The following is a 21,415-nucleotide window of genomic DNA, read 5'->3' as shown; positions in this document are numbered from 1 at the left end:
TGTGACCTAAGAAACTGCCCTTTTTATTTTACAACCGAATGGAAAAAGCACCAAATTGTTCTTCTCCCCAATGCAACGCTAATCGGTCGCCGTCTTGGACGGGACCTACGCCTTCCGGTGTCCCGGTGAAAATAATATCGCCAGGACCTAATCCATAATGCTTCGCAATGTAATCGATGATGGTTTGAAGATCGAATATCATATGCGATATGTTCCCATCTTGGACAACTTGTCCATTCTTGTGAAGCTGGAAATTGGATATCGTTAATTCGGATGAGCCAGGAAACGGACGGAACGCAGTAATTGGCGCGGACTTCAGGAATCCTTTGGCAGGCAGCCACGGCTGCCCTTTTTTCTTAATCACATTCTGAACATCTCTAAGTGTAAAATCAATCCCCAGTGCATATTGATCGACGATCTCATCGACTTTCATACCTGCTATGTAGGGTTTCGCTATATGTATGACGAGTTCAGTCTCATAGTGAATCTCACCTTGATCATTAGGGAGAGCCAGTTCCCCGCCATCCATCTCTACTAATGCATGAGTAGGCTTCGTGAAAATCATCGGCTGGTCAGGAACGTCGTTCCCAAGTTCTGCCGCATGCGCACGATAGTTTCGTCCAACGCAATATATGTTTCGGATCGTTGCTGTCATGTTAGATGAACTCCTCTTCTATTTCTTAGTCACATTGCCTTGCGCATCCACCGTAGCACCGATCGATATTTTGCTTAAACGTTGGAATAGCTTCGCTCCATCTTCCTCGTTCATTGGTGTCGGCAAAGCTGATTTCGTCAAAATAGGCACGAGATGAATATTGCAGGATTTGTCTTTCGAACATGCCGCTTCTAGGATGACGGTTTCCCAAGTTTTCGGCGTATCATTCGTCGTAAAAATGAAGTTGCCCAAACTGTAGGCAATCCATTTGCCTTTGTACTGTTCAAAGCCTTGCAGGACATGCGGATGTCCCCCTATTACCAGATCAGCCCCTGCATCAATGTAGCGATGTGCAAGTTCCTTCTGATACTTATCCGGGTTATCATCGCGCTCTACGCCCCAATGAGCCACAACAACAACGAGATCTGCGGTTGCTTTGGCTTTCTCAATAGCTTCGACAGGCGGCTTATAGTTATACGTTTCGGCAACGCCAGGATGACCAGGTGCAGCTTTCCACGAAGCTTCTGGAACGACGCGGCTGAATCCAAAAACAGCAATCTTCACTCCATCTTTTTCCACAATCGTAGGTTGGTAGGCCTCTGCGAGATCCTTGCCCGCTCCCACTCGCTTAATGCCCTCTTGATCCAAGGCTTTCATCGTATCTAACAAACCTTCAGATCCATAATCCATGATGTGGTTATTGGCTAGGTTGACAATGTCAACACCCGATTGTTTAAGCGGGGGTAATGCCTCAGGCGCAGAACGATACACATACTCTTTGCTCTGAACGCTGCCTCTAGTCGTTATTGGCGATTCCAAATTAGCGATTGTAAAATCAGCTTTGGTTAAGAAATCTTTTACATGCGTGTACGGGTAATCATAGCCTTTAAGCTTAAGAATATCTTCCACTTTGGAGGCCATAATGACATCACCCACAAAAGTCAACTTCACTTGTGCCCCAGTTCCTACTTGATTGACCACTGTTGCGTTCGCTGATGGTGTTGGTGTCGGGGTAACGATGGCAGAAGGCTTGGGACTTACTCCCACAGTCGAACTTCCATTCGTAGTGTTGGTTGATGGTTTCGGTGAAATAACAGCCATTGGCGTTGAAGCCGCTTCCTCTTCTTCCCCCGTATTATAATTGGAGGATAAATACGATGCTCCGATTCCAATAGCAAAACAAGCAATCGCTGCAACTGTGAAGCCACCTAAAACTTTAAGTGAAGGCTTTTTGCTCGGACTTGATTCTTTCTTCGCTTTACCGTGACGATCTTGTCTAGATTCCAATTCAAACATTCCCCTTTCCCCCTACAAATTATAACAGATGTCGACATCGTTGGGTAATAGGGAGGGACTCACATTTTCAGATTGTCTACCTTGTGGTATAACAGAATCATTACATAGATTATATGGTTAGAGAAAGGACACGGATTGCTTGGAGAAAATCGCTATTATTTCCGATATTCATGGCAACCTACCTGCTTTGGAAGCCGTGCTTCACGATATTGCGCGCAGAGGACTTACGCGTATCTTCTGTTTGGGCGATCTTGTTGGCAAGGGGCCAAGCTCAGCTGAGGTTGTCGACCTTATTCAATTAACTTGTGAAGCTGTTGTACAAGGCAACTGGGATCTCGGCATTACGATGCCGCAGGAGTTACCTGCTGGTATCTGGCAGCAGCAATCACTTGGAGATGAGCGGCTGGCTTATTTGAAACGGCTTCCTTTCTCAATCGACGTGATGCTTAGCGGGAAACAGATTCGCTTGTTCCACGCGTCAGCACAAAGTGTCTTTCATCGCTTGAAGCGTGAAGCTTCCAAGATCGAGCGGTTAGCTATGTTTGAAAATACGCCGATGACAGGATATGGAATGATGCCGGATATCGTCGGTTACGGGGATATCCATATCCCCTATTTGTTGACGTTGAGTAATCCTTCGGAGATGCGAGGAAGTGCAGGGGAGCGCAGCGGAGGCCTAGAACTGCATAGTGCAAGTACGGAAGAGCGCAGCGGAAGCCTAGGACTGCATAGTGCAAGTGCAGGGGAGCGCAGCGGGTTGTTATTGTTCAACGTCGGGAGCGTCGGCGTTCCTTACGACGGAATACCTCAGGCGTGCTACTGTGTGATTGAGGGCGAGATGGATGCTGCGAACCCAGCAGGAGTTCCTCTGCAATTCGTGCGAGTGCCCTATGATATCCAGCGAGCTGTCCAAATGGCCTACGACGTACAAATGCCGGATCGTGAACGGTATGAGTTGGAGATTACGACAGGTTTGGTGCATTTGAGTATTTAAATGCGTGTTTCTATCTACACCTGTACATCGTTACACCTCTCAACAATTTAAATGGAAAACATCCAGTTATTATCAGCTTAAAACGCACATTTGCTCAAATAACTGGATTTTATGTAGCTAATTTGGACTATTTCCTTCATTACAGAAATAAAATGCGAATTTAGATGTACTTTTTCCATCTAATCTAAAAGATCAACAAAAATCCCTAAAAATAGATGGAGGTTTTCCATTTATTCGAACATGATGGAGTTCAACTGACAGGCAGGAGAATCTAGAATGATTTTACCCTTGGATAAAAACCATGGAAATTACTTCCACTATATGCTAATATAGGTGTGTGATGGAAAGTGAGGCTTATCGAATGAAGCTAAATTGGCGTAAAATCATACTGATTATCGTTTGTGCCGAATGTTTGTTTATTTACTGGAACAGCCTTAGCACGATGAGCTTTAAGAAACAACGTACAACGACTCACATCGAACCTGCCAAGCAACCTCAAACACCACTAACACAAATTCAACCACAAATAAAAGATATGCGAAGAATCGATTCTGAATTATATACGAAGGATAAAGCGTCTTAACACACGAAAGAGCGATGGGCTGGCAGCAGCGAATCGCTCTTTTGTTCCATTATTTATTTGACACGTGCTAACGCTAACCCATCATAAGCCGGTAAAATCGTGCTCTCCAGCCTCTCATCTGATGCAATCCGCTGATTAAACGTTCGCATCGCTTGAACCGAAGCCTTCGTTTGCCCCTCATCAATAACTTTGCCGCGCATCAGCGTGTTATCACCAGCAATAATTGCGCCTGGATTCGCCAGTTTGATCGCGAGCTCCAAATAATTCGGATAATTCACTTTATCCGCATCAATAAAGAAGAAATCGAAGCGCTCCCCCCGCTCCAACAGTTCATTCAAGTGGTCGAGTGCTTGGCCAATCCGATACTCCACCAAATCGCCAAGACCAGCCTCGGTCACGTTGCGCTTCGCCACATCTGCGAAATCTTGTTTCAACTCCAGGGAAATGAGCCTCCCGTCCTCTTTTAACCCTCTTGCTAAGCAAATGCCGCTGTAACCGCCTAACGCACCAATTTCCAACACTCGCTTCGCACCAATCATCGTAACCAGCATTGTTAACAATCGGCCGTATCCTGGAGCGATCGAAATCTCAGGCATATTGTGGGCAACAATAACTTCCTTAACCCGTGTTAGAACCGTATCTTCTTCATAAAGAGCTTCCATATAGCTTTCCGCAGTGACGATTTCCATGTATTTGTCCTCCTAAAATTGCATCATAGGCAGGTACTTTACAATACCCGTTTGTAAGTGTAACCTATTTGTCCTATACTTGTTAATTGTATGAGTTTTCTGAGCGTTGTACAACCCGGATGGAAGGACTATACCTATGCCACAAAAAATTGAACTAATCGCCACTTGTCCGATGGGACTTGAGGCTATCGTTGCCCGCGAAATCCGTGATCTCGGCTATGAGGAAATGACCGTCGAGAATGGACGCGTCCGATTCTTTGGTGATGAATTGGCGATCTGTCGCACGAACCTTTGGCTGCGTACAGCAGATCGTATCCTCGTGCTAATGGGACAATTCAAAGCAACAACCTTCGATGAGCTTTTTGAAGGAACCAAAGCCCTTGCTTGGTCAGACTGGATCCCGAACGATGCCGAATTCCCTGTCGAGGGGCGTTCCCATAAGTCCCAACTATCGAGCGTTCCCGCTTGCCAAGGGATCGCCAAGAAAGCTGTCGTCGAGAAGATGAAGCAACGCTATGGCACCGAGTGGTTCCCTGAGAACGGGGCACGCTACGTGATCGAAGTCGCGCTTCTGAACGATATCGCGACGCTAACGATCGACACGACTGGGCCGAGCTTGCACAAGCGCGGCTATCGAAAGCTCGTGACCGAGGCGCCGCTGAAGGAAACGATGGCGGCTGCTATGATCTTATTAAGCCGCTGGAATGTCGACCGGCCGCTCTACGACCCGTTCTGCGGGTCGGGGACCATCCCGATCGAAGCCGCGATGATCGGCTGGAATATCGCGCCAGGCTTGCGGCGCAGCTTCCCTAGTGAAGCTTGGGGGAACATTCCCCGCAAGCTCTGGGACAAAGCCCGCGACGAAGCTTTCGACGCGGTCAAAGACAACGTGCCGCTGCACATCGTCGGCAGCGACATTGATCCTTCTGCCATCGAAGTGGCAGAAGCGGCCGCCAAGGCAGCTGGACTGACGAAGCAGTTCCAGCTGAAGGTTGAGCCCATCGCCAAGGCGCGCCCGCGCGGCGACTATGGCTGCTTGATCACCAATCCGCCGTATGGCGAGCGTCTTGGTGAAGCACCGGATGTCGAGCTTGCGCTGCGCGAGCTCGGTGCTCTCACGCGGCCAATGCCGTCGTGGAGCCTGTTCATCCTAAGCCCGAGCACGCAGCTCGAGCACTACATGAACCGCCGCGCTGATAAGAAGCGTAAGCTGTTTAACGGACGGATTGAGTGTAATTTGTTCCAGTATCTTGGGCCATTGCCTCCACGCCGATAAGAACCAAATCAAACAGCGGCCGCTGTGACTTCTATTTAAAGTCATAGCGGCCGCTGTTCGTTATCCGGATAAGTTATTACTTCTGTTCATAGACATTGATCCGTCGAACCATTCTACTATTCTCATCTATTAAAATGATGTTATCATTCGGGTCCACCGTAAAACGAATGAACTTGTTAAACTTAAGTTCTGAAGGATCATATACATTGACCATCGGCTCGTAGCTCTTACTTTTCGCATTATACAGCCCTTTATTGAATTTCAAGTCATTTCGATTAATAAGCAAAGTGATTTTCCCATCTACAGTCACTTGGTAGATCTGCTCTGCTGTCATTACAATGAACTTTCCGTTGGCGCCAATAAAGTTCACAGCTCCTTCAACAATCGCTTGAGCCTCTATCTCGAGACCTGTGTTCCCTAGCTTAGAAATATATCCGGTACTCATGCTGTAGGTGTATATCGCGTTGTCTTTGACCACCGATTTCAGTTGACTATTAGGTTCGATGTATGTTTTCGTTTCAAACTGTGATCCTCCGCCCTTTAGACTGGAATAAATGGCTCGGCCTCTCCCCCAATAAAACTTCTCCCCATCCAACGTTTCAAATATCGCTATACCAGTGCCATATTGCCCACTGTTTACATCCCATGGAACTGGCTTGAGAAAAGTAAAGTTATGAGTTACCATCTTCACTTCTGGTTCTAGTGAATAGGTGACCCCTCCTCCACGGATATACACGCGATCCAAAACTGGATTGTAATACAATTGACCGGGCAGATAGCTCCCATAAACGAACGTGTTTTTCCTAGGGATAGGAACCGGTAAATAACTATATTCTGAGACTTCTTCATACTCAAAATTTAATTTCGCGTCGATTCGGAATACAGTACTCGTGCGATCAGTATCCGGTTCGTATTTACTAATGATATAGCCGTCGTTGTTAGCGTAATTACGAAGCGAATAGATGTAACCATTTTTGTCCACAACCACGCTCAAAACCTGTGTAGCTCTAGCAACAATTTGACCGCCATCTGGATCTGGAATTATGTTGTCTACGGTCGGTGGAGAAAGCTTTACTCGTTCAGCTGCTGGAGTCGCTATGGCAACATTCGCAGTCAAAGTGATCGTTTGAAGTTGATCATTGTAAGTGACGATTTGACCGAGCTGCTCCGCAACGAATCGCAAAGGCACCATCGTCGTATCGTTCATTATCAATGCAGGTTGCTCCATGGCAACTACCCCTTTGCCAACTACTGCCTCCTTCGAGTTGATAGTTAAAAGGACAGTTTGAGAAGTGGTCGTGAGCGTAACCGTTCTTGTATCTCCATTCCACCCAATGTTTGCGCCTAGCGCCTCTCCAACAAACCGTAGTGGAACCATCGTCACGCCATTCACAAGTACTGGCGCACTTTGCAACTCGTAGGTGTTCCCTTTGACCATTGCCTTTACGTCCTGGAGCTTCAATACGATGGCTTCTCCACCTGTTTCTGCTTCAATATAAGAAGGCATGCTAGTGAGCAAGGTGACGAAACAACAAACGGATAAGAAAACCTGTCTTATTCTCATTATTAAACCTAGCCTCTCATACATGTTGGTTTCACTTACCAATAACTTCCACCAATTCCAAAGGCAACCCATCCGGATCTGCAAAAAATGTATACAAATTCCCGGTAATGGGATCCACACGTACAGGTTCAACCGAAATCCCTTTACTTTCCAACTCGTGTACACTTTGCTCCATATTCGCTACCACAAAGGCCAGGTGACGTAGTCCCCTAGCTTCAGGTTGATTTACACGCAACGGCGGATTCGGAAAAGAAAACAATTCAATTTCCTGTGCGGTATCCCCGATTCGTAAATCTAATTTGTACGAGTCTCTTTCAGCGCGATAAGTTTCGTGAATGACGGTGAGTCCCAGTAAATCCACATAGAAATGCTTGGATTTCATATAATTCGAACAAATAATTGCAACGTGATGCATGTGTTTTATGTCCATGGATTACTACCTCCTAACAAAGAAAAACCGCACGATGGGCTGCTCCCCCACTGCGGCTTATCCTCCTATTTTAACCTGCGATTTGCATCGTTTCAACGATTTTGCGTAATACCTCATCAGCTTGTGCATAGTCCACTTGGCAAGTCCCTGCAGCGTGATGCCCGCCTCCACCATTTTGCAGCATCAAATCACCAATGTTTGTTTGTGCGGTGCGATTGACGATGCTGTGCCCACAAGCGAATACGCAGTTTTGTTTGTTGCGGCCGTCCACGATCCAAATAGAGGTGTTTTGCTCTGGATACAGTGCGTAGATCATGAAGCGATTCCCTGGATAGATCGTCTCCACATCGCGAAGATCCGTAATAACGACATTCCCCTCTACCCGTGTATAGGTTTGAAGCATGTCGCGATATAGCGCATCCAGTTCAAAGTAACGAGCTACGCGCTCTTTGACATCGGGCAATTCCATAATCTCGTCAACTGATTTCGTTGCGCAATGCTCAACGAGATCCTCCATCAACTGATAGTTGCTGATCCGATAATCCCGATAACGACCTAAACCCGTTCGTGCGTCCATGATAAATGATAGCAAATCCCAACCGCTCGGATTCAAAATATCCTCTTTGCTAAATTGCGCAGAATCCGCTTTATCTACACCTATCATAATATCGTCGATATCGCCGAACGTATCTTTGCCGCCATAGTAATCATAGACAACGCGCGCTGCGCTTGGAGCAAGGCGAGTTTCACCTTTGAATGTTACAGACTCCCCCATCCGAGTAAGTTCACTGGAATGGTGATCGAACCATAAGCCACATCCAGCGACATAAGGCACATTGGCCAAAATATCATTCTCTGTAACTTCTATTAAGCCGTCTTGCATATCTTTGGGATGGACAAATTTCATTTCATCCACCATGTTTAATTGTTTGAAGAGCATCGCGCATACTAAACCATCGAAATCGGAACGTGTGATCAATCTCATGCCTTGCATCCCCTTCACCTAGTCCTTAAGAACTACGAATATGTATTGGTCATATTATATCAGCTAGTGTTGATTGATGACAATGAGAAAATCATCAGGCAATCGGATATTGGATCTTCCTTACTCGAAAAAAAAGAGCGATTCACCTAGATAGGTTGAACCGCTCTCAATTTGGATGATAGACATTGTAAAAGTCTTGTGACAAACCCTTCAATTTGAGCCATTGGAGGCATTTTCACAGAAAGCTTCACTTCGCCTTTCCAGTAGAAAATCAAAATACTGTTGTTTCTACCGTGAAACATTTCAACATCCCAACAAGCTTCGTTCAATGCGTATTCTTCCCGGTTAATCATAAGTTTAGGTCCATCCGTGGATGGCACCAAACGCGCAACATGGTTACCGCATAACGATATTGCTTTCTGTTCATCCTGCAATTTTTCTTCCGATTTCATGCCGCTAGGGCCTCCTTTGTTCGTGTCATTCCATTTGTTCCATTTGCTTCGCTATGACAGAGAAAAAAACCCCACCGTAGTGAACCGACTAGAGGGGTTCTAAAGTGAATTCCCAATCGTTCGGCGGCTGGCTGGCTGCTTGTCCTTGGCAGGAAAAGTAAGGCCCCTGTAGCTTTGCGTCACTGGCTTTCGCCAGCTTTGCCTTTGTCGAGATGACATGCACAATCTTTGAGATGGAGCTTTTATAAGCGTACTTGTTATACTCTCAAGAATAAGGGATGACGATTTGAAATCGAATAGTTCCGAGGAACTATTTTTACGAAATCCATCAAAATATTTGCATTTTCGACGATATTTTCACAGATCTTTGACGTTTCGTGCCTCTCCAATAGAAAATCGATCCAATTAACGACAAAATTGCTATTACTAGGAAAAGCGTGCTGCCACCATAGGATACCAATAAAAAGCCGCCAATCCATGGACCCATAAAGTGACCGATATTCGTTAACGTTTGAGCACCATAGTACGTTCCACGCATATGTTCTGGAGCTAGCTTATCTATTAGCATATTCGCGGCAGGATAGTTCAGAATTTCACCAAATGTGAAAATCCCCATGGAAATAATCATCCAGATCAAGGAGTGTGAGAAAGCGAAGCCAATATCACCTAATGCGAACATGAGATTGCCAACAACAATAGCCGTTAAGGGTGAGTACTTCTCCGCCCATTTCCCGAGTGGGATCTGCATGGCAATGACGACAATCGCATTGGCGCTCATGAGTATGGCAAACATTTTGACCCCATTAGCAAAGTCCCGTTGTAAGTACTGCGATAACGTCACCATTACCTGTGAATAACCAATAGCTCCAATAATGCCTCCAATGATGTACAAACGGAAGGTCATGTCCTTGCGAATGACATCTATGGCCGAACGGAAAGTAATGATGGCTTTCTTCTCGCCTTCGATCTTCTTAATTCCGAATTTAATGAGAAGAGCATAAAGGGTCACACCATAGATCAAATAAATTGTCCCAGTCAGCAGGAAAGGCAGAGCACCGTTCATTGTCGCAAAGAACGCTCCCAGCAATGGACCGACAGCTACACCAACGTTAATCGCCATATAGCGAAGGGAGAATACCTGCATTCTTTTGGACGGTTCCGTTAAATCTGCCATAAGTGCTTGCGACACAGGTTCATAGAATGAGCGGCACAATCCATTAAGCATATTCAGCAGCATAAATAGAACCGGTAATTTAACAATACCGAAGCCTAGGAATACGAATCCCCATCCAAAGAGAGCCGCTAGCATAATCACTCGACGACCAAATCGGTCTGACAATGTACCGCCGATAAAACCGCCAAACGTTCCAGCTAATGCTCCCATTCCAATGACAATACCAATAAGTCCAGGACTCATAGTAGAGTGCTTCGCCAAGTAGATAGCTAGGAACGGTAAACTCATAGAAGAGGCAGCCCGAGCCATGACCGTACCTAGAAGAAGCGTATGTACGATAGGATGATAGGTTTGAAGAAATTGACGCATACGATTCATAGACGATGACTCCTCTCGCTGGCACAGTAATTACCCAATGGTTAATTAACAACCGAATTCCAATTATACACGAAAATAGCGAATTGTGTCGTCATTTCTGTTTGGGAGATTCGCCTTCTCTATCGCGATCTGTCAGATGGTATTTAGTGGGTAGAAAATTTATAATAAGGGTATGGAGGTGCTTGCATATGAAAATAGCGATCACAGGTGGCAGCGGATTTATTGGAAAACGATTAATCACTTATTGGATGAGCCAAGGTCACGAACTCATTAATATCTCACGCTCCTCTTCGAAGCAGATACCAGGGGTCAGAACGATCACATGGGACGAGTTGGAGCGAAATGCGGAACTCCTCAAAGGTCTCGATGCCATTGTAAACTTAGCGGGCGAATCCATCAGTCAACGTTGGACGCAAGCGGCTAAGACTCGTATTATACAATCCCGATTGCAAGCTGCTGATCAGATAGCCAAGCTAGTAGCGAGAATGAACCCAAAGCCTAAAGTTGTTGTGAACGCTTCTGGCATGTCCTATTACGGCATTTCGGAGACGGAAACCTTTGACGAAAGGAGCCCGTATCGACAAACGGACTTCTTAGCAAGCGTCGTTAAACAGTGGGAGGCCGCGGCTGATCTCATCCAAGGAACACGTAACGTCAAGGTGCGCGTTGGGCTTGTGTTAGATAATAAAGAAGGTGCGTTCCCTAAGATGGCGCTTCCTTATAAGCTTGGTGTAGGCGGCACCGTAGGCAGTGGCAGGCAGTGGCACTCGTGGATTCACATTGACGATATGGTGAGAATGATTGATTTTTGCGTTCAAAATGAAGACATTGTTGGTCCCGTAAATGCGACGGCTCCCAATCCGGTAACGAATAAACAATTTGGACGCGCAATTGCAACCGTCATGCGTAGACCCAATCTCTTTCCCGTTCCCGCATTGATGATGAAAGTGATATTCGGTGAGCTTTCTGTTCTTCTTTTGGAAGGTCAGAAGGTCATTCCTCGCGTCTTGCAAGAGCATGGATTCCAGTGGCGTTTTCCTGGGCTGACAGAAGCATTGGAAGATTTGGCGAAAAAATAACTTCCCATCCGAATTAAAATTGTGTACAATTAAATTGTGATAAATATTATTTTCGGGAGGAAGTGTCACGATGAGTGTGCATCAATTTCAAGTAAAGACGATTCGCGGTGAGGACAAATCTCTTAGCGATTACAAGAACCAAGTTCTTCTCATTGTAAATACAGCAACGAAATGCGGATTAGCTCCTCAATTCCAAGGACTTCAAGAGTTACACGATACCTATAAAGATCAAGGCTTTAGTGTTCTTGGTTTTCCTTGCAATCAGTTCCGAGATCAGGAACCTGGCGATAACTCCCAAGTAGAGCAGGCATGCCAGCTTAATTTCGGTGTTAATTTCCCCCTATTCGCCAAGATCGATGTGAATGGCGCTGATGCGCACCCGTTGTATCAATATTTGAAAAGTAAAGCCTCAGGTCTATTCGGATCCGGCATCAAGTGGAATTTCACCAAATTCCTAGTCGATGGAAACGGTCAAGTGATTAAGCGCTTCTCTCCGACTACGAAGCCGCACAAGATCGATCAGGAGATTCGTAAGTTGCTGGAGAAATCAGCCGTTCACGCTTAGATCCAGCTATATATGCCAAAAAAGCATCCTGTCCAATTGGACGGATGCTTTTTCATTATTTTACGTATTTTTTTGCTTTTTCAATCGCTTCGTCTTCCGTTGCGCCCGTAATATAGCGGCCATTAATAAAAATGAATGCAAATCTCGAACATGGACCGCAATACGATTTGCACGCAACTTTGACTTCCGTATCCGGTGCAATGGCACTTATTTTGGCAAGTGCCGACTTCACCTTCATGTGTTTGCATTTATCACAAATGCGAATATCATTCCGCATTAGTGGTCTCCGTGGTTCCCCTTGCTTGGGTTAGTAATCATGAAGCCTTCTTCTGGCGTGTAGAAATAGTCAATACGAATACCATCTAAAAGCGGCTCTGATTGATCTAACAAAACATCAATTCCTTTGTCTGTGTTTACCACAACATCGTTTGCTGTTTTATCATCAAGACCCAAACCATAGTGAGCATGATCACCATGCTTATGCGTCACTTGTACGCGAACTAACAAACCTTGGTTTTCTTCTTTATTAAGCTCCAATTGAAGTACTTTTGCTGCATTACGAGAAATTTTGACTTTCATATGTACACATCTCCTGAAACAATAAATTTTAATTTAACTCTATTGTAAAGAATCTAGAGCATGAAATCAACCTTGTCCTATTCTGCCCTTCTATTGCCAAATGACATAAGGAACTTTAAAATACATAGTAGTATGAGTATTAATCCCTTATTACAAAATGTTAACTTACTAACCTTAAAGTAAGTACCCTACACAATTTTGATGAAAGGAAGCGATCTCATGTCCACGCTTGAAAACGAAAAAGTCGCTCCACTTAGCAATTACATTCCCAAAATCCCCAAAGAAATCGAGTGTTCCGTTGAACGAACCTTGGAGGTTATTGGCGGGAAATGGGCATTTCTAGTCCTTCGCGAATTATTCTGTGGAACGAAGCGTTTCGGAGAGCTTCAGCGCCAAATTACGGGCATCAGCCCTAAATCCCTTACGGATATTCTGCGCCATCTGGAAGAACACGGGGTTCTCGAGCGCATGGCGTTCCCTACAGTTCCTGTTACGGTTGAGTATACCTTGACACCAAAAGGGCAGGATCTGCATCAAATTATTAGAGAGATGAAGCTTTGGTCAGCAAAATGGACATAATGTACAATTAGGGAAGCTAGCCCAAGAGGAGAGAAACTTAATGATTACGATTAAAACAAAAGAACAGATTGAAGCCATGGGGAAAGCAGGCCGAATTCTTGCCGATTGCCACAAAGAAATCGCCAAAATGATTCGCCCAGGCGTTACTTCGTGGGAAATCGACCAATTCGTCGAAGGCTTTCTAGCCAAACATGGCGCTACGCCTGAGCAAAAAGGATATCACGGTTATCCTTACGCAACCTGTGCTTCCGTAAACGACGTCATCTGTCATGGTTTTCCGAAAAAAGAGCCGCTCAACGATGGCGACATTGTAACGATTGACATGGTTGTTCGCATCGATGGATGGCTAGCAGACTCCGCGTGGTCTTACGCGGTCGGGAATATTTCGCCCATTGCTGAAAAACTCTTGAAAGTTACCAAGGAGTCCTTATATAAAGGCATTGAAAAAGCTGTCGTCGGCAATCGGATCGGCGATGTCGCCAATGCCATTCAAGTTTATGCAGAATCGCAAGGCTTCTCCGTTGTTCGTGATTTCATTGGTCACGGAATCGGCTCCGAGATGCATGAAGAGCCTCAAGTACCTCATTATGGACCAGCAGGTAAAGGGCCGCGCATCAAAGAAGGTATGGTTTTCACCATTGAACCAATGTTGAATGTGGGCAAGTATCATTCCAAAGTTGATCAAGATGGATGGACAGCTAGAACGTACGATGGCAGCCTGTCAGCGCAATACGAGCACACGATTGCAATCACAAGTAACGGTCCGATTATTCTAACTGAACAATAACGATCTGGAGGAAAAGGGATGCTTTCTTTTTACAAGAAATATTGGCGAACGGTATTTGACATAGGGCTCATCGCATTGACCGTCTACTTATTCATGCTGTTATTCAGTTATTTGTACGCCATCGCCACGCCAATCTTCTTGGCCTTAATTATCTTCATGATGATCGAGCCCTTAGCTCGATTCTTGAATCGTAAAGGGATGAGCAAATCGCTAGCCTCTGCGATCTCAACGTTAGTGTTCGTCCTAATCATTCTAGGAGCATTAGCAGGGGCTGTTGTCATTTTTACCAGTCAAATCATGAGTCTTGTTGATAAAATTGATGATTATGCAGCGATCTTTAATGAACAGATCATTCATCGGATTGCCGAATTAAACGATCGCTTCCAAGCCATGCCTGATGATGTGACGAGCAAAGCCAAAGACTATGCAGGTCAATTTGCTGGAAAAGCTTCAACGTTTCTTGTTGCATTTTTATCCGGATTGGTTGCTTCCCTGACCTCCTTCTCCACGTTCATGTTCAATTTCATCGTCGGCATCATACTCGCATACTTCTTAAGCATCGAAATTGAATCTTGGAAACGTATTGCAAGTGAGCAAACACCGAATACGTTTAAAAATGCCTTCTTTTTTCTAAAGGAGAACGTTGTGAAAGGCATTGTTTCTTATGTAAAAGCACAAGCCAAGCTTATTTCATTAACGTTCATCGTTATCTTTATTGCCTTGCTAGTTCTTAATGTGAATAATGCTTTCTCTATCGCACTTTTATCAGCGGTATTTGATGTATTGCCGTTGCTCGGAGTATCTACCTTGTTCATACCTTGGATTATCTATCTATTCATCGTCGGGAATACCACGTTGGCAATTTGGCTCAGCGCCTTGCTTATTGTCGTTATTCTCGTTAGACAGATTATGGAACCCAAAATCACCGGTGAATCCTTAGGTGTATCGGCCTTTACAACCTTAGCTTTCATGATTGTATCGCTATCCCTTTTCGGTGTGGCAGGCGTAATTCTCTCCCCTGTACTTATCATTTTGATTAAAGCATTACATACGCAAGGATATTTACAGCGCTGGATTCGCAAGCCCGAGAACGAATATGCAGAAGGAAGACTTCCATATACAGGTGATTAAATTTAAGCACAAAAGGACAACCCCTTATCTTTTCAAAAGATCTGGGGAGTTGTCCTTTTGTTCTGTTATACCCGGTGCATACTGCGATACAATGAGGGGGCCTTGCCAATTTTTTGCGTAAACACGCGGCTCAAGTAAAAGCCATTCTCATATCCGCATTGGGCTGCAATCATGTCCAGAGTAAATGTTGTATTTTCCAAAAGATGTTTCGCACGCGTAAGACGCAAGTCATTAATAAATTCGGTCGGCGTTTGGCCGAAGGCTTTCCGAAACTTACGTGTAAATTGAACAGGTGTCAATGCTAAGGAATTCGCTAATTCCAACATGGACAGATTCCCATAGGCATGCTCCGTTAGAAAGCTCCGCGCTTCATCCATTTGTCCATCCACGATCGTACTCTGAGGACTCTCCTCAATAAGCCGATCCATATGCACCATTCGCATAAGATCATTCACAAGATACAGTTTGTGCGCTGTACTCTCTTCATCCCATCCCTGCAACGTTCGCAAGTAACGATAACTAGAAGTCAGCCTAGGCAGATCTTGTACAGACAGCTTTCCCACCCAACTTGCTTCGTGTTCCATATGGGGCTCTCCGATAAACTGTAAAAAGTGAAAGGTTAACGGCTCCAATGTTTTTCTGCGAAACACAGTACGAGGAGGGCAAAGCACAAGATCTCCAAATCCAGCCTCTCCCTGCTCCCCACGAATTTCGTAGAAGAAGCTCCCCTCTTCGGCTGCAAATATCGTCCAACATGGATAGTCATCAAGTTCAAACATAAACTCTTTTTTGTGGTGCCAAAACACATGTGATAGGAGTTTCAAGGCTAGATCGCGATAGACCATATCACACACTCCAATTAATGAAATAAAGTATATGCTTATTGTAACTCACTGTATGTTAAAAGGATATCACCTATTCTAAAATGAAAGCATAGATATTCTAATCCTAGTGAGGTGCTCATAATGAGACATGAAATCGTTACATCTGATATCACAGTCGTTGGCGGTGGCTTGGCAGGCGTTTGTGCAGCTGTTGCAGCAGCGCGTTTAGGTCAAACTGTTTCTCTCGTTCAAAATCGTCCGGTCCTTGGCGGAAATGCCAGCAGTGAAATACGTGTATGGGTGTGTGGTGCCACCTCACATGGCGTCCATCGAAATGCCCGCGAAACTGGCATCATGGGTGAACTTTTTGTAGAAAACCAATATCGCAATATCGATGGCAATCCTTATATTTGGGATCTTATTGTCCTTGAGAAGGTCAAAGCGGAGCCGAATATTACCTTATACTTAAACACGGATGTACATGAGGTCGATGCCTCAGGTGATGATGATAATCGTACAATTCAAGCTGTTACAGGTTGGATGATGGGGTCTGAACGCAGAATACGTTTTGAAAGTCGAGTATTTCTCGATTGTACAGGCGATGGCCTGGTTGGTTTCCTTGCAGGTGCCCAATTCCGTATTGGCCGCGAAGCACAGCATGAATTGAACGAGGAATGGGCACCTCTTGTGCCGGATGATATCACGTTAGGCAGCACACTGCTCTTCTACACAAAGGATGCAGGGCGTCCGGTCAAATATATAGCTCCGAGCTTTGCCAAAGACATTACGCAAACCTCAATTCCTATGAAACGCGTCATTCGCAGCGGCGATAATGGGTGTGCGTACTGGTGGATTGAATGGGGTGGCGAACATGACACCGTCCATGACAATGAGCGAATTCGCGATGAGCTTTCCTCCGTTATCTACGGGATTTGGGACTATATCAAAAACTCCGGGAAATTCGACAGCGCGAATTTAACACTAGAATGGATAGGCTCGATTCCAGGAAAAAGAGAATACCGCCGTTTCGTCGGGGACTACATCCTGAATCAGAATGACGTGATTGCCCAAGAGTTCTTCGATGACCGCGTTGCTTTCGGCGGTTGGTCGATTGATTTGCATCCGCCGCAAGGCATGTATTCGACGGAAAGCGGCTCTAAACATATGCATATGGATGGTTCCTATCATATCCCGTTCCGATCCCTTTATTCGGCCAACGTGTCGAATATGCTCATGGCTGGACGCAATATCAGCGCGTCCCACGTGGCTTTCGGCACAACGCGTGTCATGGCGACATGTGCGGTTATTGGCGAAGCTGCGGGTACAGGCGCAGCCCTGTGCGCAGCCAAAGGGATCTCGCCGCGTGAGCTGCACGGCGAGCACTTGAACGAGCTGCAGCAGACATTGCTGCGGCAGGATGCTTCGATTCTCGGCGTTGTGAACAACGACGAGGGAGATCTAGTGCGAAGCGCGACGCTGACGGCCTCCAGCACGCTGACGGAGCTGGCTTTGGAGCAGTCGGCTGGTGTTCATCCTTTGGAGACGCCATTAGGGCTTCTAGTGCCCGTAGATCCGTTTATTAATGGCATCGAGCTTCTCGTCGATGCAACTGCAGCGACAGAGCTTACTGTCGAACTGTGGGACACAGGCAAGGCTCAGAATTACGTCCCTCATACATTGATTGCATCCGTTGTAGTACCTGTTCGTGAGGGAACTAAGCAATGGGTCAACGCTCCTTTTCAATGGGAGCCGGCCCATGCTCAGAATGCATTCATCGTGCTCAGAAGCAACGCTGCACTCGCTGTACATCTATCCGATCGCCCGCAATCTGGCGTTCTGTCCTTTAAGAACAACAATGCAGCTACGACAAGTACTGCTGACTTCGGGGAAATGCACCCTGATCAACCTGTGATCGACTGGAGTCCTTATAGCTTCAAACGGAAGCCATTGTGTTTCCGTCTTCTCTCACCTACTTCCGCTTTTGCTGCTGACAAAGCTGCTGACGGACACAAACGGCCTTACGGTAGTCCGCATCTATGGTCTTCGACTGGAGTAAGTGGTGGGGAAGAATGGCTCGAAGCTAGCTGGACAGAAGCTCAACTTATTAGAGAAATACATGTAACATTCAACGATGACGTGAATGAGGATCTCATTAATTTGCATCATCATCGGACTGAATTCGAAGTGATTCCTGAACTCGTTAAAGATTATACGGTGCAAGCTTTGGTTGGCGAATCGTGGACAACAGTTGTTGAAGCAACGGACAATCATACACGGCATCATGTCCATGTGTTAGACAGCGCTGTGTCAACGAACCGTCTGCGTGTCGTTGTTACATCAACGAATGGCTCTGCGCATGCAGAAATCGTGGAATTGCGTTGTTACAGTTAAAATAGTACGAAAGAAATAACCGATCACCGCCATGATCTTTATGGTTGCGATCGGTTATTTTTCTGCGTATATTTCGTTGAAAATACGTTGATGCACCACTCAACTTTGACCTTCCTGAAGGTGTTCATCCCTTTGGACAACTCCCATTATTTATTTGAAAAATAGGCTTGTTTGCCCTTGTTTAACCTAACATGATGTGTTATATTAAAAGTGCGTAGAATCAAGGTTTCCGCTTTTAAAAGCTGACATAGGAGTGATGAAAATGTTACAAATTCCGCATGGCGAAGAAATTATTCGTGTCGAAATGACAGTCAAGGAAGCGCTTGCACTAACAGGAACAAAATTTGCCCAAAGCAACAAAGTTGAGACAGAGGCAATGAAGAAGCTCAAACAATCCCTAGCAGATAAACTACTCACACCACACCATTAATTCATACACATCGAGCCCCCGAGATATTCTCGTGGGGCTTTTTATTTATGCTTGTGGCTGCAAATTTAATTAACTGGAAAATGTACAGCTATTATTTGCAAATCGGCTCCAAAATTTAAATTAAATGGAAAATAGGTAGTTAATTCAGCCTCATTCGATAAGTTCTGCAAAAACTGGGCTAAATAGCTGTACTTTTTCCATCTAAATGGGTTTTCGAGCGAAATTCTAATGAATTAACTACATAAAATACAGTTATTGGTGACAAAGTGGTTGGTGGCAAGTGGCTCGTGATAAGTGGTTGGTGGCAAGGAGATGCTGGCGGTAGTTCAGCTAATATCGAGGGGGAATTGAGCTAGTTAGGCTAGTTAGGCTAGTTGAGCTTGGGGAACTATCCCCACAGAAAACCAAAAATCCACCCCCTACACAGGGGCGGATCCAAGTTAATTGATTTTCCTTCGTGTCAAAATACACGGAACGCCTCTGCCGACAGCCCCGGGCTGTGACATCATGTCTAGATAGCGCATTCCCCTTGCGCATGGTGTTTTGCACACCGAACAAGTGGCAGATTCAACAATCCTCATGGTGTATTGCGCACGAGATGAAATTTCCTTTTTCTTCTTAACAACTTTGCCCTTACCTTTAGGTGGTGCCATGTTCACGCCTCCCCAGCAGCTTCCTCCCCACCAGTATATGAAGCCTGGGCAAAGTCGGTTCGTAGCGAACACCAGCAAGTTGGAGAGACTTGTCTCGCGATTATCTATCTAAAGCAGTCAATAAGATCGGGACGACTTCCTCATATAACAATGCAAACGTTTCAACAGGCAGCGGGTTTACTCCAAACCCTACCTCGACTGTAAAGCCTGGTCGTCGAAAGTTTTGAATGAACCAATCCTTATACCCCGCGTCACTTCCCGTAAGCTTCACAGCTTCGTATTTACTCGCTAAAGCCATTCTCACTGCAAGTGCTTCAGCTTCAGCCGGTTCATAATCGCGGTAATTCCAATAGATTTCTCTTCCCTGGGTATGTAAAGCAACGACAAGTTCAAAGTCATGGCACTCGGTGAATACAGCCAATGCCGCGGCTTCTGGCTCAGTTAGCGGTGCTTCGCCGCCATAATCACGTTCACCTGGCTCATCGTGCTCTCTTCGCAATTTCTCTTCTTCCCAATGGGCAGGGAATTGATCATTGAGGTCTACGCCGCGTATGTTTGCTTTCCAATTGAGAAACGATACCGAGCCTTTGTTCCACGCAAGTAACGCTTCACGATGCGGATGATCTTCGGACAGTCCATGTACAACAAGTTCAACCCCATCCGGATTCACCATGGGCACGACCCACAGGGCATACTCGGACAAAATCCGTCTAACATTCCGCCCCTGCCATGCTGTCCCTCTAGCATACGCACATGCCAGATCCTCCACGAATTGCATCAGTAAGGGGGCCGTTATCCACTCATTTGCATGCATCGCTGCATTGAAATGAATTTCTTTCGTGCCGTGCCCGATCCGCAGGGCATGAATGTCCTTTCCCATCACACTTTGGCCAATGGATGTCATTTGTACAAATGGATATATTTTGCCTAAACGATTCAGCTCACTGACCAATGTTTCATAGCCATAACCTAACACACAACCACCCCACAGCCTTTACTTCGTTCGTATGGCTATTCTTATGATCAGGTTGCTGGAATCATGCGGTATCACAGTTGCACGTGATGAAATAAAAATAGACCCCTGAGGGTCTATTTGAACCGTTTAAATAATAGTTGGAACCTGCCATACGACAGGCATGAAGGCAATATATTCCTTGAGCCAGTTCTCTGCAATCTGCCGAAAAACAGTTGGCGTCCCGCTACAGAAAAACTGATGAATCGGCGTTTCTTGAGATTTCGAATGCATGCCTCTTTGAGACAGGATCGTACTTATATCTCTGGCCGTCTCTTCCGCCGAAGAAATTAATGTCACTTTAGGACCCATGACTTGAGAAATGGATTCCATAAGAAATGGATAATGGGTACATCCCAAAATTAAACAATCGATCGGCTTATCTTTCAAAGGACTCAGGGATTGCTCCACGACGGTATGTGCACGATCACTACTATAAAGTCCTCTCTCTACAAAAGGAGCTAGTAACGGGCACGCCTCACTATAGACATGTATATCAGGCGAAATCTGCTTCAACGCCGTTTCATAGGCTTGACTGCGTATCGTTCCATCTGTGCCAATGACACCGATCACGCCGCTTTGTGTCATTTTGATTGCTGCTCTTGCCCCTGGTGCAATTACTCCTACGACGGGAATCGAGACACGCGCACGTATGTCTTCTATCGCGACTGCGGTCGCCGTATTACAGGCAATCACAATCATTTTGGGATTAAACTGAAGTAAGTAGTCTACGATTTGACGTGTAAAGTGACGAACTTCATTAGCAGGTCGGGGTCCATACGGGCTCCTAGCCGTATCACCAAAATAAATGACTTTTTCATGCGGCAGCTGTCTCATGACTTCTTTTACAACAGTTAACCCTCCGACTCCGGAGTCCAGTACGGCTATCGCTTGCCCCACACATATCCG

Annotated in this window: 24 protein-coding genes and 1 riboswitch; of the genes, 10 read left to right on the top strand and 14 right to left on the bottom strand. The window is 45.6% G+C overall.

The genetic code is table 11. The annotated features are described in order from the left end of the window. Positions 1-28: 28 nt before the first annotated feature. A complete protein-coding gene (locus AC58PV_RS33210; RefSeq protein WP_497437286.1) occupies positions 29-655 on the bottom strand; it encodes a fumarylacetoacetate hydrolase family protein in 627 nt (208 codons plus the stop codon). Positions 656-673: 18 nt separating this feature from the next. Next, on the bottom strand, positions 674-1,951 hold the full coding sequence (locus AC58PV_RS33205) for a CapA family protein (RefSeq protein WP_497437285.1): 1,278 nt from the start codon (positions 1,949-1,951) through the stop codon (positions 674-676). 139 nt (positions 1,952-2,090) lie between these two features. Between AC58PV_RS33205 and AC58PV_RS33200 the strand changes: the two genes are divergently transcribed. Both AC58PV_RS33200 and AC58PV_RS33195 read left to right on the top strand, forming a co-directional pair. Then, positions 2,091-2,945 carry a metallophosphoesterase family protein gene (locus tag AC58PV_RS33200; RefSeq protein WP_497437283.1) on the top strand — a complete coding sequence of 285 codons (855 nt, stop codon included), beginning with the start codon at positions 2,091-2,093 and terminating at the stop codon, positions 2,943-2,945. 361 nt (positions 2,946-3,306) lie between these two features. Continuing rightward, complete coding sequence (locus AC58PV_RS33195; RefSeq protein ID WP_497437281.1) at positions 3,307-3,528, top strand: hypothetical protein; 222 nt, start codon at positions 3,307-3,309, stop codon at positions 3,526-3,528. 53 nt (positions 3,529-3,581) lie between these two features. Here the strand turns inward: AC58PV_RS33195 and AC58PV_RS33190 are convergent, their stop codons facing one another. Beyond that, on the bottom strand, positions 3,582-4,217 hold the full coding sequence (locus AC58PV_RS33190) for an O-methyltransferase (RefSeq protein ID WP_497437279.1): 636 nt from the start codon (positions 4,215-4,217) through the stop codon (positions 3,582-3,584). A gap of 136 nt (positions 4,218-4,353) precedes the next feature. Here AC58PV_RS33190 and AC58PV_RS33185 point away from each other — a divergent pair, with 136 nt between their 5' ends. Continuing rightward, on the top strand, positions 4,354-5,493 hold the full coding sequence (locus AC58PV_RS33185) for a THUMP domain-containing class I SAM-dependent RNA methyltransferase (protein WP_497437278.1): 1,140 nt from the start codon (positions 4,354-4,356) through the stop codon (positions 5,491-5,493). Between the two features lie 76 nt (positions 5,494-5,569). Here the strand turns inward: AC58PV_RS33185 and AC58PV_RS33180 are convergent, their stop codons facing one another. The 5 genes from AC58PV_RS33180 to AC58PV_RS33160 form a co-directional block, all read right to left on the bottom strand. Then, positions 5,570-7,057 (bottom strand): copper amine oxidase N-terminal domain-containing protein, encoded by a 1,488-nt coding sequence (locus tag AC58PV_RS33180; protein WP_497437277.1) that lies wholly within the window; start codon positions 7,055-7,057, stop codon positions 5,570-5,572. Between the two features lie 31 nt (positions 7,058-7,088). Next, the gene (gene gloA2, locus AC58PV_RS33175) at positions 7,089-7,487 is read right to left on the bottom strand and encodes an SMU1112c/YaeR family gloxylase I-like metalloprotein (RefSeq protein ID WP_497437275.1); all 399 of its coding nucleotides are present in this window, start codon (positions 7,485-7,487) and stop codon (positions 7,089-7,091) included. 70 nt (positions 7,488-7,557) lie between these two features. Next, the gene (locus AC58PV_RS33170; protein ID WP_497437274.1) at positions 7,558-8,472 is read right to left on the bottom strand and encodes an exopolyphosphatase; all 915 of its coding nucleotides are present in this window, start codon (positions 8,470-8,472) and stop codon (positions 7,558-7,560) included. Between the two features lie 146 nt (positions 8,473-8,618). After that, positions 8,619-8,924, bottom strand: a complete 306-nt coding sequence (locus AC58PV_RS33165) for a hypothetical protein (protein WP_497437272.1) — start codon at positions 8,922-8,924, stop codon at positions 8,619-8,621. A 119-nt stretch (positions 8,925-9,043) separates the two neighbouring features. Next, positions 9,044-9,137, bottom strand: a riboswitch (cyclic di-GMP riboswitch). 115 nt (positions 9,138-9,252) lie between these two features. Continuing rightward, positions 9,253-10,476 carry an MDR family MFS transporter gene (locus AC58PV_RS33160; protein ID WP_497437271.1) on the bottom strand — a complete coding sequence of 408 codons (1,224 nt, stop codon included), beginning with the start codon at positions 10,474-10,476 and terminating at the stop codon, positions 9,253-9,255. A gap of 188 nt (positions 10,477-10,664) precedes the next feature. Here AC58PV_RS33160 and AC58PV_RS33155 point away from each other — a divergent pair, with 188 nt between their 5' ends. Beyond that, positions 10,665-11,555, top strand: coding sequence for a TIGR01777 family oxidoreductase (locus AC58PV_RS33155; RefSeq protein ID WP_497437270.1), 891 nt, complete (start codon positions 10,665-10,667; stop codon positions 11,553-11,555). A 70-nt stretch (positions 11,556-11,625) separates the two neighbouring features. Continuing rightward, positions 11,626-12,120 (top strand): glutathione peroxidase, encoded by a 495-nt coding sequence (locus AC58PV_RS33150; RefSeq protein ID WP_497437269.1) that lies wholly within the window; start codon positions 11,626-11,628, stop codon positions 12,118-12,120. 55 nt (positions 12,121-12,175) lie between these two features. Here the strand turns inward: AC58PV_RS33150 and AC58PV_RS33145 are convergent, their stop codons facing one another. Together AC58PV_RS33145 and AC58PV_RS33140 are read right to left on the bottom strand one after the other, a co-directional pair. Continuing rightward, positions 12,176-12,397 carry a YuzB family protein gene (locus tag AC58PV_RS33145; RefSeq protein ID WP_028556521.1) on the bottom strand — a complete coding sequence of 74 codons (222 nt, stop codon included), beginning with the start codon at positions 12,395-12,397 and terminating at the stop codon, positions 12,176-12,178. Continuing rightward, on the bottom strand, positions 12,397-12,699 hold the full coding sequence (locus AC58PV_RS33140) for an iron-sulfur cluster assembly accessory protein (protein ID WP_497437267.1): 303 nt from the start codon (positions 12,697-12,699) through the stop codon (positions 12,397-12,399). Before AC58PV_RS33140 ends, AC58PV_RS33145 begins: the two co-directional genes overlap by 1 nt. Positions 12,700-12,918: 219 nt before the next feature. On the opposite strand from AC58PV_RS33140, the gene AC58PV_RS33135 reads away from it, so the two are divergent. Genes AC58PV_RS33135 through ytvI form a run of 3 tightly spaced genes read left to right on the top strand, consistent with a single transcriptional unit; the run spans position 12,919 to position 15,196 of the window. Then, the gene (locus AC58PV_RS33135) at positions 12,919-13,278 is read left to right on the top strand and encodes a winged helix-turn-helix transcriptional regulator (RefSeq protein WP_068662171.1); all 360 of its coding nucleotides are present in this window, start codon (positions 12,919-12,921) and stop codon (positions 13,276-13,278) included. A 40-nt stretch (positions 13,279-13,318) separates the two neighbouring features. Next, positions 13,319-14,065 carry a type I methionyl aminopeptidase gene (map, locus tag AC58PV_RS33130; protein ID WP_497437266.1) on the top strand — a complete coding sequence of 249 codons (747 nt, stop codon included), beginning with the start codon at positions 13,319-13,321 and terminating at the stop codon, positions 14,063-14,065. Between the two features lie 18 nt (positions 14,066-14,083). Further along, a complete protein-coding gene (gene ytvI / locus AC58PV_RS33125; protein WP_497437265.1) occupies positions 14,084-15,196 on the top strand; it encodes a sporulation integral membrane protein YtvI in 1,113 nt (370 codons plus the stop codon). A 65-nt stretch (positions 15,197-15,261) separates the two neighbouring features. On the opposite strand, the gene AC58PV_RS33120 is transcribed toward ytvI, so the two are convergent. Continuing rightward, entirely contained in the window at positions 15,262-16,041 is a 780-nt protein-coding gene (locus AC58PV_RS33120; RefSeq protein WP_497437264.1) for a helix-turn-helix domain-containing protein, read from the bottom strand. Positions 16,042-16,161: 120 nt separating this feature from the next. On the opposite strand from AC58PV_RS33120, the gene AC58PV_RS33115 reads away from it, so the two are divergent. Together AC58PV_RS33115 and AC58PV_RS33110 are read left to right on the top strand one after the other, a co-directional pair. Beyond that, entirely contained in the window at positions 16,162-18,411 is a 2,250-nt protein-coding gene (locus AC58PV_RS33115; protein ID WP_497437262.1) for an FAD-dependent oxidoreductase, read from the top strand. Positions 18,412-18,673: 262 nt separating this feature from the next. Continuing rightward, positions 18,674-18,841, top strand: coding sequence for a hypothetical protein (locus tag AC58PV_RS33110; RefSeq protein WP_497437261.1), 168 nt, complete (start codon positions 18,674-18,676; stop codon positions 18,839-18,841). A gap of 440 nt (positions 18,842-19,281) precedes the next feature. On the opposite strand, the gene AC58PV_RS33105 is transcribed toward AC58PV_RS33110, so the two are convergent. From AC58PV_RS33105 to racE, 3 genes are all read right to left on the bottom strand, one after another. After that, positions 19,282-19,494 carry a hypothetical protein gene (locus AC58PV_RS33105; RefSeq protein ID WP_068662609.1) on the bottom strand — a complete coding sequence of 71 codons (213 nt, stop codon included), beginning with the start codon at positions 19,492-19,494 and terminating at the stop codon, positions 19,282-19,284. Positions 19,495-19,594: 100 nt separating this feature from the next. After that, complete coding sequence (locus tag AC58PV_RS33100) at positions 19,595-20,470, bottom strand: M14 family metallopeptidase (RefSeq protein ID WP_497437259.1); 876 nt, start codon at positions 20,468-20,470, stop codon at positions 19,595-19,597. Between the two features lie 126 nt (positions 20,471-20,596). Further along, positions 20,597-21,406: a glutamate racemase gene (gene racE, locus AC58PV_RS33095; protein ID WP_497437257.1), complete on the bottom strand. Its 810-nt coding sequence runs from the start codon at positions 21,404-21,406 to the stop codon at positions 20,597-20,599. Positions 21,407-21,415: the final 9 nt, after the last annotated feature.

Source organism: Paenibacillus sp. J22FR83 (assembly GCF_059691955.1).
The sequence above is the reverse complement of the archived record's forward strand: the minus strand, read 5'-3'. Positions and strand labels throughout refer to the sequence as shown.

What these genes read in the sequence shown, in the direction of transcription:
- AC58PV_RS33210 (WP_497437286.1), bottom strand. Translation starts at nt 655, where the DNA reads ATGACAGCAACGATCCGAAACATATATTGCGTTGGACGAAACTATCGT.
- AC58PV_RS33205 (WP_497437285.1), bottom strand. Translation starts at nt 1,951, where the DNA reads ATGTTTGAATTGGAATCTAGACAAGATCGTCACGGTAAAGCGAAGAAA.
- AC58PV_RS33195 (WP_497437281.1), top strand. Translation starts at nt 3,307, where the DNA reads ATGAAGCTAAATTGGCGTAAAATCATACTGATTATCGTTTGTGCCGAA.
- AC58PV_RS33190 (WP_497437279.1), bottom strand. Translation starts at nt 4,217, where the DNA reads ATGGAAATCGTCACTGCGGAAAGCTATATGGAAGCTCTTTATGAAGAA.
- AC58PV_RS33185 (WP_497437278.1), top strand. Translation starts at nt 4,354, where the DNA reads ATGCCACAAAAAATTGAACTAATCGCCACTTGTCCGATGGGACTTGAG.
- AC58PV_RS33180 (WP_497437277.1), bottom strand. Translation starts at nt 7,057, where the DNA reads ATGAGAATAAGACAGGTTTTCTTATCCGTTTGTTGTTTCGTCACCTTG.
- gloA2 (WP_497437275.1), bottom strand. Translation starts at nt 7,487, where the DNA reads ATGGACATAAAACACATGCATCACGTTGCAATTATTTGTTCGAATTAT.
- AC58PV_RS33170 (WP_497437274.1), bottom strand. Translation starts at nt 8,472, where the DNA reads ATGAGATTGATCACACGTTCCGATTTCGATGGTTTAGTATGCGCGATG.
- AC58PV_RS33165 (WP_497437272.1), bottom strand. Translation starts at nt 8,924, where the DNA reads ATGAAATCGGAAGAAAAATTGCAGGATGAACAGAAAGCAATATCGTTA.
- AC58PV_RS33160 (WP_497437271.1), bottom strand. Translation starts at nt 10,476, where the DNA reads ATGAATCGTATGCGTCAATTTCTTCAAACCTATCATCCTATCGTACAT.
- AC58PV_RS33155 (WP_497437270.1), top strand. Translation starts at nt 10,665, where the DNA reads ATGAAAATAGCGATCACAGGTGGCAGCGGATTTATTGGAAAACGATTA.
- AC58PV_RS33150 (WP_497437269.1), top strand. Translation starts at nt 11,626, where the DNA reads ATGAGTGTGCATCAATTTCAAGTAAAGACGATTCGCGGTGAGGACAAA.
- AC58PV_RS33145 (WP_028556521.1), bottom strand. Translation starts at nt 12,397, where the DNA reads ATGCGGAATGATATTCGCATTTGTGATAAATGCAAACACATGAAGGTG.
- AC58PV_RS33140 (WP_497437267.1), bottom strand. Translation starts at nt 12,699, where the DNA reads ATGAAAGTCAAAATTTCTCGTAATGCAGCAAAAGTACTTCAATTGGAG.
- AC58PV_RS33135 (WP_068662171.1), top strand. Translation starts at nt 12,919, where the DNA reads ATGTCCACGCTTGAAAACGAAAAAGTCGCTCCACTTAGCAATTACATT.
- map (WP_497437266.1), top strand. Translation starts at nt 13,319, where the DNA reads ATGATTACGATTAAAACAAAAGAACAGATTGAAGCCATGGGGAAAGCA.
- ytvI (WP_497437265.1), top strand. Translation starts at nt 14,084, where the DNA reads ATGCTTTCTTTTTACAAGAAATATTGGCGAACGGTATTTGACATAGGG.
- AC58PV_RS33120 (WP_497437264.1), bottom strand. Translation starts at nt 16,041, where the DNA reads ATGGTCTATCGCGATCTAGCCTTGAAACTCCTATCACATGTGTTTTGG.
- AC58PV_RS33115 (WP_497437262.1), top strand. Translation starts at nt 16,162, where the DNA reads ATGAGACATGAAATCGTTACATCTGATATCACAGTCGTTGGCGGTGGC.
- AC58PV_RS33110 (WP_497437261.1), top strand. Translation starts at nt 18,674, where the DNA reads ATGTTACAAATTCCGCATGGCGAAGAAATTATTCGTGTCGAAATGACA.
- AC58PV_RS33105 (WP_068662609.1), bottom strand. Translation starts at nt 19,494, where the DNA reads ATGGCACCACCTAAAGGTAAGGGCAAAGTTGTTAAGAAGAAAAAGGAA.